Here is a 12,347-nt window from a genome sequence, read left to right on the forward strand (position 1 = left end):
TTGAGAAAAGATGAAGAAGTCAGGGGAACGAGCTGATGATTGTGCTGGAGAAACGTCCTCAGCCTTCCAGGGTCTGGTCTTATGCGACGCCGTTGATTGCAGTTTTGGCGACGATGTTTTTTGGCGGAGTACTGTTCGCCATACTGGGCAAGAATCCGGTTGAGGCCATCGGCACCATCTTCTGGGAACCTCTTTTTGGTGAATTCGCCTTTTATTACCGCCCGCAGCTGCTGGTGAAAGGCGCTCCGCTGGTGCTTATCGCCATCGGTCTGTCGCTGGGCTTTCGTGCAGGCATCTGGAACATCGGGGCCGAGGGACAGTATATCATGGGCGCCATCTTCGGGGCGGGTGCCGGGCTGGCCTTTTACCCTTTGGACGCCTTCTATATCTTTCCGATCATGGTGATTGCCGGCGCCTTCGGCGGCTGGTTGTGGGCGATGATCCCCGCCTTCCTGAAGGTGCGTTTCGGCACCAACGAAATTCTCGTCTCGTTGATGCTGGTCTATGTGGCCGAGCAGATGCTGGCCTCGGTTTCTCTGGGTTTGCTGAAGAACCCCGAAGGGTTCGGCTTTCCGGGGTCCCGCAATCTGCAATCCTATGACAGTGCGCACAATGCAGAACTGATCGCTGGATCCGGCATGCACTGGGGTGTTGTGACCGCGTTGATCGCAGTGATCTTTGCCTATGTCCTGCTGAACCGGCACATGCTGGGCTTTCACATCCGCCTGACCGGCGAAGCACCGCGCGCCGCGAAATTTGCGGGTGTGAACCCGGCCCGGTTGATCCTGTTCTGTCTGGGTTTGTCCGGCGCGCTTGCAGGACTTGCAGGCATGTTCGAGGTTTCCGGCCCTTCAGGCGTGGTCAGCATCGATTTCAACGTGGGCTACGGTTTCACTGCTATCATCGTGGCCTTTTTGGGCCGTCTGCACCCTGTGGGCATTCTGCTGGCCGGTGGACTGATGGCGCTGACCTATATCGGTGGTGAAATCGCGCAGTCTCAGCTGGGCCTGCCTGCCGCTGCCATTCAGGTGTTCCAGGGCATGCTGCTGTTCTTCCTGCTGGCCTTCGACCTATTGACCAACTACCGCATCCGTGCGGCCCGTAACGAGGTGGCGTGACCCATGGACCTTGGTGAAATCAATCCCGTACTTCTGGTCGCTTCACTGATGGTGGCCGCGACCCCCTTGCTGCTTGCCGCGATCGGAGAGCTGGTCGTTGAGAAAGCAGGCGTTCTGAACCTCGGCGTCGAAGGCATGATGATTGTCGGTGCGATCAGTGGCTTCGCGATTTCGGTCGAGACCGGCTCGCCCTGGCTGGGCTTTGTTGCTGCTGCGATCGGCGGCGCTGTTCTATCGCTGCTGTTCGTCTTGCTCACGCAGTTTGCGCTGGCCAATCAGGTGGCCAGTGGTCTGGCACTGACCCTGTTTGGTCTGGGGTTCAGCGCGTTGATGGGGCAAAGCTATGTGGGGATCAAACCCCCCAGTATGGGCGACATCCATATTCCGCTGATCAGCGATATTCCGGTTGTCGGTCCGATCCTGTTTCAACATGACCCGATCCTGTACGTGGGCATCGCAATCACGGCGGCCGTCTGGGCGGTGCTGAAATACACCCGTCTTGGCCTGATCCTGCGGGCAGTCGGTGAAAACCACGATGCCGCGCATGCGCTGGGCTACAAGGTGATCAAGATCCGCATTCTGGCCATCATGTTTGGCGGCGCCTGCGCTGGTCTGGGCGGGGCCTATATCAGCCTGATCCGCGTGCCGCAGTGGACCGAGGGCATGACCGCCGGTGTCGGCTGGATCGCATTGGCCCTTGTTGTCTTTGCAAGCTGGAAGCCGTGGCGTGTCCTGCTGGGTGCCTATTTGTTCGGCGGCATTACCGTGTTGCAGCTTAATTTGCAGGCGGCAGGCGTTGCCATTCCCGTCGAGTATCTGGCAATGTCGCCCTATATCATCACGATCCTTGTGCTTGTGATCCTTTCGGCCGACAAGAGCAGCGCACCTGCCTCGCTGGGCCGGACCTTCCATGCCTCACACTAGGGGCCAACAGTACCAACTTGGGGAGTAACACATGAAATTCACTGCACTTCTGACGAGCGCCGCCATGGCGCTGGGTCTGGCCTCGGGGGCCATGGCCGAAGACAAGACCAAGGTCGGTTTCGTCTATGTCGGCCCGGTCGGCGATGGCGGCTGGACCTATGAACATGACAAGGGCCGGCAGGCCGTTGAAAAAGAGTTCGGCGACAAGGTTGAAACCGTATTCGTTGAATCCGTTCCCGAAGGCCCGGATGCCGAGCGTGTGATGACCCAGATGGCGCTGGAAGGCGCGGATCTGATCTTTACCACCTCGTTTGGCTACATGGACCCGACCATCAACGTGGCCAAGAAATTCCCGGACGTGAAGTTCGAGCACGCAACCGGCTATAAAACCGCCGACAACGTCTCGGTCTACTCGGCCCGTTTCTACGAAGGTCGCGCGGTTCAGGGCCACATCGCCGGTAAAATGACCAAGTCGAACATCATCGGCTATATCGGCTCCTACCCGATCCCCGAGGTGATCCGCGGCATCAACTCGGCCTATATCCACGCCAAGAAGGTGAACCCGGATGTCGAGTTCAAGATCGTCTGGGCCTACACATGGTTCGACCCGGCGAAAGAAGCTGACGCCGCCACTGTTTTGATCGAACAGGGCGCGGACGTAATCCTGCAACACACCGATTCGACAGCGCCGCAGGCAGCAGCGCAAGAAGCCGGCAATGTGATCACCTTCGGTCAGGCGTCGGACATGAGCGAGTACGCACCGCTTCCGCGTGTGTCATCGATCATCGACAACTGGGCCCCCTATTACATCGCGCGGACAAAAGCGGTAATGGACGGGACCTGGACGTCTTCCAACACCTGGGACGGTATCGGAGCAGGAATGGTTGAAATCGGTGAGATTTCGGACGCGGTTCCCGCAGATGTCAAGGAAGAGGCGCTGGCCCTGAAGGCGGCGCTTGCAGATGGCAGCTATCACGCGTTCACCGGTCCGCTGAAGAAGCAGGACGGCAGCGACTGGCTGGCTGAAGGCGAAACCGCTGACGACGGCACGCTGGCAGGCATGAACTTCTATGTCGAAGGGCTGGAAGGCGAAATTCCGCAGTAAGCTGTATCGTTAAGGAACGGAAAGGGCCCGCAATCCGTGTGCGGGCCCTTTTTTGTGCTGTGCGCACCTGAAGTGCCGAACAACGAATGAGTTTACCTCGTCAGCGCAATCGAGCTCAGATCCATCACGCCCTGCCCTGCCTTCGCCACCCCACCACGCTGAGACAGGCAAACAAGACTGCGGCGACGCAGACAATCGATGGCCCCGCCGGAGTATCGAACACATAAGCTGCCCGTAACCCCGCAACCGAGGAAATCGCGCCTATTGCTGCCGCTATCAACGCCATTGATTCGGGCGATCGGGCCAGATTTCGTGCCGCTCCCGCGGGAATGATCAGCATCGCCGCAATCAGCAATACCCCCACGACCTTGATCGCAACAGCCACGGTTACCGCCAGAGACAGAGTCAGAATCAACTGTTCCCGCCTCGGGTCGAACCCACTGGCATAGGCCAGTTCCTCATTCAATGTGGCCGTCAAAAGCTGAGCCCATCGCCAGGCAATCAGCGCCACGACAAGCGCCGCGCCGCCCCAGATCACAAGCAGATCCGAACGGGATACCGCAAGAATATCGCCGAACAGATATGCCATCAAATCAATGCGGACGCCGGACAAAAACGAAACGGCGACCAGACCGAAAGCCAAGGCGGAATGCGCCATAACCCCCAGCAGCGTGTCCATCGCATAGCCACGACCCGCCAACAAAGTGACCGTCAGCGCCATAATCAACGCAACAGCCAGCGCACCGGTGAAGATCGACATCTGAAAGGTCAGTGACAGGGCCACGCCCAGAATCGCGGCATGTGCGGTTGCATCACCGAAATACGCCATGCGGCGCCACACTACGAAACATCCAAGAGGTGCCGCCGCAAACGCAACGCCAATACCTGCAAGCGTTGCACGCATCATGAAATCGTCAAGCATCATTCCGCCGCTTCCTGAGGATCTGCATCATGGTCGTGGTGGTGATCATGCTCGTGCCGGTACAGGGCAAGCGCACCGCCTGTTCCCGTTCCGAACAAAGCCCGGTATTCGGGTGCCGAAGCGACCACCGCCGGCGATCCTTCACAGCACACATGGCCGTTCAGACAAATCACCCGGTCCGAGGCGCTCATGACCACGTGCAATTCGTGACTGATCATCAGGATTGCACATCCGGTTTCGCGGCGCACGGCCTCAATCTGCTGATAGAAACTCGCCGATCCGCGCTGGTCCAGCCCCTGGGTTGCCTCATCCAGCAGCAGGAGGTCAGGCTGGTTGATCAACGCCCGCGCCAGCAACACACGCTGAAACTGCCCGCCGGACAGTTGCGACATCTGACGTTTCAACAGATCCGGGACGCCCGCTTTTTCCAATGCCTCGACGCACTGACGGCCGGAGACACGGTCGGTCAGTCGCATGAATCTCTCGACCGAGATTGGCAACGTGGGATCCACGTGCAGTTTCTGCGGCACGTACCCGATCTTCAATCCGGGTTTCAGCGATACATGCCCGGCACTTGGCCTGGTCGCACCGATGATGGCGCGCAACAGGCTGGTTTTGCCCGACCCGTTCGGCCCGACGATGGTGACGATCTCGCCGGGTTCGACAGCCATGTCCACATGGCTGAGAACAGTGTTTGAACCATAGCGAACACTGAGATTCTCGACTGAGACGAGCGTCATTTTCAGGCCTTTTCGGTGCAGTCGGGGCAAAGTCCCTCGGCTTCTACAACCGTTCGCTCGATCTCGAAACCCGCTGCGCGCGCAGCGGCACCCAGAACACCTTTGGCCGGCGTAGACTGCGCCTCGGCAACAGCATCGCATTTTCTGCAAATCATGAATGCCGGCGAATGCGACGCGCCGGGATGAGAGCAGGCAACAAATGCATTCAGCCGCTCGATCTTGTGAACGAACCCGTTTTGAACAAGGAAATCAAGCGCCCGATAGGCGACCGGAGGTTGAGACCCGAACCCTTCCTCTCGCAGGCGGTCAAGAATTGCATAGGCACCAAGGGCCCGATGCTCTTGCAGCAGCATTTCCAAGACCTTGCGGCGAACCGGCGTCAGGCGCAGCCCCTCGCCCTTGCAGCGCGCCTCGGCGGATACCAACGCAGTTTTGACGCAACTCTGATGGTCATGTTCCTGAAACCCGACCGGGGCCGCCTCATCGACAGAGACAGGGTTCGTATCGCTTGTCATGTTATTTCATATCATGTATTGCCACTCGTAACGTTATAAAATCACACAGAGGGTCTGATGTCCAGAAAGCTTCTTCCAGTTTCGATCACGGTTGCATTGATGGGAGGAACGGCCATCGCGGACGTTCCGAACGTCGCGGTCGATATCGCACCGATCCACTCGCTCGTTTCCCGGGTTATGGACGGCGTCGGAACACCGGCCCTGATCGTCGCACCCGGTGCCTCGCCCCATGAATACAACCTGCGCCCGTCCGAGGCGGCCGCATTGCAGGATGCCGATCTGGTGTTCTGGTTAGGAGAAGACCTAACACCTTGGATGGAAAGTGCCATCGAAACCCTTGCCGACAGTGCGACGGTCACGTCCCTTCTTGACGCGGATGGTACGGTTCTTCTGGAGTTCCGCGAAAGCGCTGTTTTCGAGGCACACGATCATGGCAGCGAAGACGAACATGATCATGATGATGAGCACATCGAAGACGACGGGCACGATCACGATGATCATGAACATGGTCACGACGACCATGCAAAGGATGATGACCACGAGCATGATCACGACGACCACGCCAAGGATGATGATCACGGTCACGAAGAACATGCAGATCACGAAAAGCACGATGAGCATCATGATCACGCGCATGGCGCGCACGACCCACATGCGTGGCTTTCACCGACGAATGCAGAAACCTGGCTGAACCTGATCGCCGCGCAGCTGTCGTCTGCCGACCCGGACAATGCTGGTGCATATTTTTCCAATGCCACAGCCGCGCGCGCTGAAATGGCCGCGCTGTCTGAACAAGTGGCCGAGACGCTTGGACCGGTTCGCGGAGGAAGCTTCGTCGTATTCCACGACGCCTACCAGTATTTCGAGGATGCATTTGACTTTCCGGCCGCAGGTGCGATTTCCATCGCCGACGCCGCGGACCCGAGCCCGGCTCGTATCGCCGAGATTCAAAGCCGTATCCGCGAAGAAGGTATCAAATGCGTTCTCGCCGAGCCGCAGTTCAACCCCGGCATCGTCAAAACCGTGCTGGACGGGACCGAGGCCAAAACGGGCGTAATCGATCCGCTGGGCTCTGATCTGGAACCCGGAGCCGATCTCTACCCGCAAGTCATTCTTAACATGGCGAGAACCTTGGCCGAGTGTCTCTAGCCCTGTTGCAAACCCGGCTCAGGTTGAGAAAATGGCCGGGTTCAACCTTTCAGGAGACGGGGCGGATCAACTCGGCGACCGAAAAAAACGGCAACCTCTTCATGCTCAACGGCGGTGCCAAGGAAACCGGGCACTGCCGCCTCTCCGACCAAGCGTGTTGCAACCAAACAAACCTTCAGGAACACGTCGCAATCACCAACGTGCTTGTCGGATCGCCTCGGAAACTGATTGGTCTCGCGCCTTGAGAAGTTCTTTCAGGAAGGTGATTTCAAACCCAACCTTTTCAGGGCTGCCTCCGCGGCCCGCGTCCACCGTTCCCGTAGGGCAGCGTTGGTGCTGTGGCGCAGGCCAAGTGATCTCAGATGCTCAAATCGTTTCGGGTCATCCTTCCCGAAAGACACCGCTACGCGTGGCCACCAATAGTCCGCTGCGTCTTGCATGTCTTGCGACTCTCCGTTTTCAACCAGCTTCACGGCGCCTTCCAACGCCAGTTCGCCGTGATGTGCCTCGATCGGTGCGATATGCCGGAAAGCCTCGGCCAGTGGCTGGTAAGAGACCGTCGAGAACTCGGCCAGTTGCTCTGCCACGGCACGGCTCATCAGCAGGTTCATGACGACGGCATCAGTCCAACCGGAAATCGGATAATTGAACACCGCAAGCCGCATGTCATGTTCGCTGCGGGTTGCGCCGATATCCGCTTTTCGATCCAACCGGGCAGTCCACGGGTGATGCGTGGCATAACGATCCGTGTCGGCGCCGAACTCACCCATGATTTTCAGAACCCGGTCCGCATGGTCCGTCTTTTCCAGCACGATCTTCGCCGCCGCGATGCGTTCCTTTATGCCGGGGCCCTGGTTGATGACATCAGCAAAGCCTGCGGCACCTGCGAGTTCGCTGTCCACAAACGTAGCCATCAGTTTCATCAGCTCGGCGCGGTAACGCGGGGGTACGTTGGTCGGATTGGTCAGCACTCCGCCTGCGGCCAGATAGCTGTCAAGTGTCATGGCGTCGGTCATTGATCCTCTCCTTTTACTGGTCGTAGTCCACGACCACGCGGTCGGTCACCGGGTAAGCCTGACAACTCAGCACGTAACCTTTTTCGACCTCGTAATCTTCCAGCGCGTGGTTGGCGAGCATCTCGACTTCGCCCTCAAGAACACGGCAGCGGCAGGTTGAACAGACCCCGGCCTTGCAGGCGTAAGGTGCGTCCATGGCATTTTCCAGGGCGGCATCCAGAATGGACTGATCCTTCGGCAAGGTGACGGTCTGCGTCGCGCCGTCCAGTGTGATCGAAGCACTGGTCTGGTTTGCCTGCGTGCCTGCGTCGGCCGCGTCTGCCCTGCGTCTGGCCCGACCCGGCTGGGCGCTGGCGAAGAGTTCGAACTTGATCTGGCTGTCATCAAGACCGTGTTCCCGCAGAGCGGCGGCAATACCCAGCATCATCGGCTCTGGTCCGCAGATGAATGCGGTGTCTGCATTCTTGACATCGATCCAGTGCTTGAACAGCTCGCGGCATTTTTCCTGCGTCACCAGACCGGTGAACAGATCAATCTCCTGCGCGTCGGTTTCCAGAATGTGGATGACGTTCAGCCGGCCCATATAGAGGTTTTTCAGATCCTCCAGTTCCTCGCGGAACATGATCGTGTTGATGCCCTTGTTGGCATAGATCAGCGTAAATCGGGATTTGGGTTCGCGTGCCAACGTGGTTTTGAGGATCGACAAAACAGGCGTGATCCCCGATCCGCCGGCGAAGCCAACGTATTGTTTTTCCGCATCCGCATCGATGGGCACGTGAAAATTGCCCATGGGCGGCATTGCCTGCACGACGTCACCTATGTTGAGCTCTTCATTTGCCCAGCTTGAGAACGCGCCACCCTCGACGCGTTTTATGCCAACCTGAAGAACACCGTCATCCTTGCCGGCACAGATGGAGTAGGAGCGGCGCAGTTCTTCACCGTCGAATTCGCGCCGGAACGTCAGGTACTGGCCGGCGGCGAAGTCGAACTGTTCCGCTGCGCCGTTAACAGGTTCAAGCGTAACGACAACCGCATCGCGGATGGTTTTGTGGATGTCGGTGACTTTCAAGTCGTGAAAACGTGCCATCCGGTGCTCCTCCTCAGATGCACTTGAAATAGTCAAAGGGTTCCAGACAGTCCGCGCAGCGCCAATGGGCCTTGCACGGGGTCGAGCCGAACTGGCTGACCTTTTCGACTGCTTTACTGCCGCAATGGGGGCAGCGATCCGGGCCGCCCGCGGGTTGCGGCGGCGCAATTCCATAATCTTCTAGCTTGGCGCGGCCTTTTTCGCTGAGCCAATCGGTGGTCCAGGCGGGTGAAATGCTGGTTTCTATGCGCAGATCCCCGATGCCGTGATCGCGCAGGGCGGTTTCGATATCCATACTGATGATGGATGTCGCCGGGCAACCGGAATACGTTGGCGTGACGGTTACGACCAGCGTATCAGCGTCCCAGCGCACATCGCGCACAATGCCCAAATCCACGACGGAAATCACCGGGATTTCGGGATCGGGCACGGCATCCAGCCAGCTCCATATCTGGTCAGTCGAGACCCGCATCCGCTTTTACCACTTTGCTCCGGGATAGGCGCGTTGCAGCCATTGCATCTGCGTCAGCAGATGGCCCAGATGTTCGGTATGCATGCGCCCGTTGCGGCCGCCTTTATGGGCAAAACGGCTTTCCGGAATGGTCAGCGTCGCCTGATTGAGGACCCGCTCAACCAGAGCGTCGTATTCCTCTCGCAAATCCGCCGGGTTCGGCGCGATCCCTGCGGCGACCATCTGGGCGTCCACCTCGTCGCTGGCAAACATCTCGCCCACATAGGGCCACAGGTAATCCAGTGCGTCCTGCATCCGTGCATGACTTTCCTCGGTTCCGTCGCCAAGCCCGACAACCGTGTCGCCCGAACGTTCCAGATGGTAGGTCACTTCCTTGCTGGCCTTGGCGGCGATTGCCGCGACCCGCTTGTCCGAGGAAGCCATCAGCCGCCCCAGCATGATCGAGTGCCACGCATCGAACAGGAATTGACGCATCAGCGTACGGCCGAAATCGCCGTTCGGAACCTCGACCAGCAACACGTTGCGGAAATCCCAGGCGTCGCGCAGGAAGGCCAGATCGTCGGCGCTTTTGCCACCATCGGCCTCTCCGGCAAGGCCCAGCCACATCTGGGTCTGACCAATCAGGTCCAGCGCGGTGTTGGCCAGCGCTATGTCTTCTTCCAGAACCGGCGCATGGCCGCACCACTCACTGACACGATGGCCGAGGATCAGGGTGTTGTCCCCCATCCGCAGCAGGAATTGCAGAAATGCCTCGTCCCGGGTCATCACATTGCCCCCACTTCATCGGGAATGTCGAAGAAAGTCGGGTGGCGGTACACTTTGCTTTGGCTTGGTTCATACAGCGGGCCTTTGTCGCTGGGCGACGAAGCCGAGATGTTGTTGGCTTCGACCACCCAGATCGAGACGCCTTCGTTGCGGCGGGTGTAAACATCGCGCGCGTTCTTGATTGCCATTTCCGCGTCAGGGGCATGTAGCGAACCGACATGTCGGTGGCTCATCCCATGCTGACCGCGGATGAAGATTTCCCACAGGGGCCATTCGGTATTCATCGGGTATCCTCCTCAGGGTAAGCTTATTCAGCAGCCAGATTGCCGGCCTGTTTCTTGCGGGCGTGGGCCAACAGCCCGTCACGGACCCACTTGCCGTCGTCCCATGCCTTGTTGCGCGCGGCCAGCCGATCCACGTTGCACGGGCCGTTGCCCTTGATCACGTCAAAGAATTCCGACCAGTCGGGTTCCGTAAAGTCGTAATGCCCCCGCTCTTCGTTCCACTTCAGATCCGGATCAGGGATTGTTAGACCCAGATATTCAGCCTGCGGCACGGTCTGGTCGACGAATTTCTGGCGCAGCTCGTCATTGGTGTTGATCTTGATCTTCCACGCCATCGACTGGGCCGAATGCACCGAGTCCTTGTCGGACGGACCGAACATCATCAGTGACGGGTACCAGAAGCGGTTCATCGCATCCTGCGCCATCTTGCGTTGCTCGGGCGTACCTTCGGCCATCTTGCGAATGGCATCGTAACCCTGACGCTGGTGAAAGCTCTCTTCCTTGCAGATGCGGATCATAGCTCGCGAATACGGCCCGTAGGACGTTCTTTGCAGCGGCACCTGGTTCATGATCGCCGCCCCGTCAACCAGCCACCCGACGGCACCGATATCGGCCCAGTTCAAGGTCGGGTAATTGAAAATCGACGAATATTTCATGCGGCCATCCAGCAGCATCTCGGTCAGTTCATCGCGGCTGACACCCAACGTTTCGGCGGCACAATACAGGTAAAGACCGTGCCCGGCCTCGTCCTGCACCTTGGCGAGAAGGATCGCCTTCCGCTCCAGCGTCGGCGCGCGCGTGATCCAGTTGCCTTCCGGCAATTGGCCCACAATCTCGGAATGAGCGTGCTGTCCAATCTGACGGATCAGCGTCTTGCGATACCCGTGCGGCATCCAGTCCTTTGGCTCGATCTTGATGTCCGCGTCGATCCGCGCCTGGAATTCAGCAAGCTTGTCCGGATCTTCATTCGACGCTTCGGATTCTACCATCTGAGCATACATGTCCCGTCTCCTCCGTTACACGCGTTCAAGTATAAGGGCCGCACCCTGCCCGACACCCACACACATGGTGCACAGGGCATAGCGCCCGCCGGTACGTTTCAATTGATAAGCCGCGGTCAGCACAAGACGCGCACCGCTCATGCCAAGGGGATGGCCCAGCGCTATTGCGCCACCGTTGGGGTTCACGTGGGGCGCGTCGTCGGGAAGACCCAGCTCGCGCAAGGTGGCAAGGCCCTGAGACGCAAACGCCTCGTTCAGTTCGATCACGTCCATCTGATCCACGCTCAGCCCTGCGCGGGCCAACACCTTGCGGCTGGCCGGCACCGGGCCGATGCCCATCACACGAGGTGCAACACCCGCAACCGACATGCCAACCACACGGGCCATCGGGGTCAGGCCGTTCTTGGCTGCTGCGGCCTCATTCGCCATCAGGATCGCCGCCGCGCCATCATTCACACCGGACGCATTTCCCGCCGTCACGGTTTTGTCGGGCCCGTTCACACCTTTCAGACCCGCGAGTTTTTCTGCCGTAGTTCCCGGGCGCGGGTGCTCGTCCGTATCAACGACAATCGGATCGCCCTTGCGCTGGGGAACCGAAACCGGGGTGATTTCGTCCTTGAACACCCCAGCGGCATGCGCGGCGGCCCAGCGGGACTGGCTGCGCGCGGCAAAGGCATCCTGGTCTTCCCGGCTGATACCATAATCTTCGGCGACATTGTCGGCCGTTTGCGGCATGGAGTCGACGCCGTATGCCTGCTTCATCTTCGGGTTCACGAAACGCCATCCGATCGTGGTATCGTACACCGCGTTGCTGCGGGTGAACGCCGAACTCGCCTTGGGCATCACGAACGGCGCACGGGACATGCTTTCCACGCCACCCGCAATGGCCAAATCATAGTCGCCCGCCTTGATGCCGCGCGCCGCCATTCCCACGGCATCCATGCCACTGGCACACAGACGGTTCACCGTCGTTCCCGGCACATCAATCGGCAAACCCGCCAACAGCGCCGCCATACGCGCAACGTTTCGGTTGCTCTCGCCCGCCTGATTGGCATCGCCATAGATCACGTCGTCAACACTGGCCCAGTCGACCTGAGGGTTGCGCGCCTTCAATGCCGCCAACGGCAAAGCAGCCAGATCATCTGTGCGGACCGTCGAAAGCGCTCCTCCGTAGCGTCCGATCGGAGTGCGCGTCGCGTCACAAATGAAAGCGTCCATCTTAGAGTACTCCTGTTCCCATGGAACAATA

The 12,347-nt window shown here is 59.1% G+C and carries 14 protein-coding genes; 4 read left to right on the forward strand and 10 right to left on the reverse strand.

Annotated elements, in window-relative coordinates; translation table 11 throughout:
• The first annotated feature begins 35 nt into the window (after positions 1-35).
• Genes GS605_RS09975 through GS605_RS09985 form a run of 3 tightly spaced genes read left to right on the forward strand, consistent with a single transcriptional unit; the run spans position 36 to position 3,147 of the window.
• A complete protein-coding gene (locus GS605_RS09975; RefSeq protein ID WP_171637078.1) occupies positions 36-1,118 on the forward strand; it encodes an ABC transporter permease in 1,083 nt (360 codons plus the stop codon).
• Positions 1,119-1,121: 3 nt separating this feature from the next.
• Complete coding sequence (locus tag GS605_RS09980) at positions 1,122-2,042, forward strand: ABC transporter permease (protein ID WP_171232333.1); 921 nt, start codon at positions 1,122-1,124, stop codon at positions 2,040-2,042.
• A 31-nt stretch (positions 2,043-2,073) separates the two neighbouring features.
• Entirely contained in the window at positions 2,074-3,147 is a 1,074-nt protein-coding gene (locus GS605_RS09985) for a BMP family ABC transporter substrate-binding protein (RefSeq protein ID WP_171637080.1), read from the forward strand.
• Between the two features lie 124 nt (positions 3,148-3,271).
• On the opposite strand, the gene GS605_RS09990 is transcribed toward GS605_RS09985, so the two are convergent.
• Genes GS605_RS09990 through GS605_RS10000 form a run of 3 tightly spaced genes read right to left on the reverse strand, consistent with a single transcriptional unit; the run spans position 3,272 to position 5,324 of the window.
• Positions 3,272-4,069: a metal ABC transporter permease gene (locus tag GS605_RS09990; RefSeq protein ID WP_171637225.1), complete on the reverse strand. Its 798-nt coding sequence runs from the start codon at positions 4,067-4,069 to the stop codon at positions 3,272-3,274.
• Positions 4,069-4,809 carry a metal ABC transporter ATP-binding protein gene (locus GS605_RS09995; RefSeq protein WP_171723877.1) on the reverse strand — a complete coding sequence of 247 codons (741 nt, stop codon included), beginning with the start codon at positions 4,807-4,809 and terminating at the stop codon, positions 4,069-4,071. Before GS605_RS09995 ends, GS605_RS09990 begins: the two co-directional genes overlap by 1 nt.
• 2 nt (positions 4,810-4,811) lie before the next feature.
• Entirely contained in the window at positions 4,812-5,324 is a 513-nt protein-coding gene (locus tag GS605_RS10000) for a Fur family transcriptional regulator (RefSeq protein ID WP_171119062.1), read from the reverse strand.
• Between the two features lie 57 nt (positions 5,325-5,381).
• Between GS605_RS10000 and GS605_RS10005 the strand changes: the two genes are divergently transcribed.
• Positions 5,382-6,473 (forward strand): zinc ABC transporter substrate-binding protein, encoded by a 1,092-nt coding sequence (locus GS605_RS10005; RefSeq protein ID WP_171723878.1) that lies wholly within the window; start codon positions 5,382-5,384, stop codon positions 6,471-6,473.
• 254 nt (positions 6,474-6,727) lie between these two features.
• Here GS605_RS10005 and GS605_RS10010 read toward each other — a convergent pair whose 3' ends face one another.
• The 7 genes from GS605_RS10010 to pcaF are packed head-to-tail and all read right to left on the reverse strand — an operon-like array spanning position 6,728 to position 12,316.
• Positions 6,728-7,489, reverse strand: coding sequence for a Phenylacetic acid catabolic protein (locus GS605_RS10010; RefSeq protein ID WP_171723879.1), 762 nt, complete (start codon positions 7,487-7,489; stop codon positions 6,728-6,730).
• A gap of 13 nt (positions 7,490-7,502) precedes the next feature.
• Positions 7,503-8,576, reverse strand: a complete 1,074-nt coding sequence (gene paaE, locus GS605_RS10015; RefSeq protein ID WP_171723880.1) for a 1,2-phenylacetyl-CoA epoxidase subunit PaaE — start codon at positions 8,574-8,576, stop codon at positions 7,503-7,505.
• A gap of 13 nt (positions 8,577-8,589) precedes the next feature.
• Positions 8,590-9,048, reverse strand: a complete 459-nt coding sequence (gene paaD / locus GS605_RS10020; protein WP_171118426.1) for a 1,2-phenylacetyl-CoA epoxidase subunit PaaD — start codon at positions 9,046-9,048, stop codon at positions 8,590-8,592.
• Positions 9,049-9,054: 6 nt separating this feature from the next.
• Positions 9,055-9,813, reverse strand: a complete 759-nt coding sequence (paaC, locus tag GS605_RS10025; RefSeq protein ID WP_171723881.1) for a 1,2-phenylacetyl-CoA epoxidase subunit PaaC — start codon at positions 9,811-9,813, stop codon at positions 9,055-9,057.
• On the reverse strand, positions 9,813-10,097 hold the full coding sequence (gene paaB / locus GS605_RS10030) for a 1,2-phenylacetyl-CoA epoxidase subunit PaaB (protein ID WP_171118424.1): 285 nt from the start codon (positions 10,095-10,097) through the stop codon (positions 9,813-9,815). Before paaB ends, paaC begins: the two co-directional genes overlap by 1 nt.
• A 23-nt stretch (positions 10,098-10,120) precedes the next feature.
• Positions 10,121-11,098: a 1,2-phenylacetyl-CoA epoxidase subunit PaaA gene (gene paaA / locus GS605_RS10035; protein ID WP_171118422.1), complete on the reverse strand. Its 978-nt coding sequence runs from the start codon at positions 11,096-11,098 to the stop codon at positions 10,121-10,123.
• Positions 11,099-11,113: 15 nt separating this feature from the next.
• On the reverse strand, positions 11,114-12,316 hold the full coding sequence (gene pcaF, locus GS605_RS10040; protein ID WP_171637091.1) for a 3-oxoadipyl-CoA thiolase: 1,203 nt from the start codon (positions 12,314-12,316) through the stop codon (positions 11,114-11,116).
• Positions 12,317-12,347: the final 31 nt, after the last annotated feature.

This window comes from Ruegeria sp. HKCCD7559 (assembly GCF_013110575.1).
GTDB lineage: Bacteria > Pseudomonadota > Alphaproteobacteria > Rhodobacterales > Rhodobacteraceae > Ruegeria.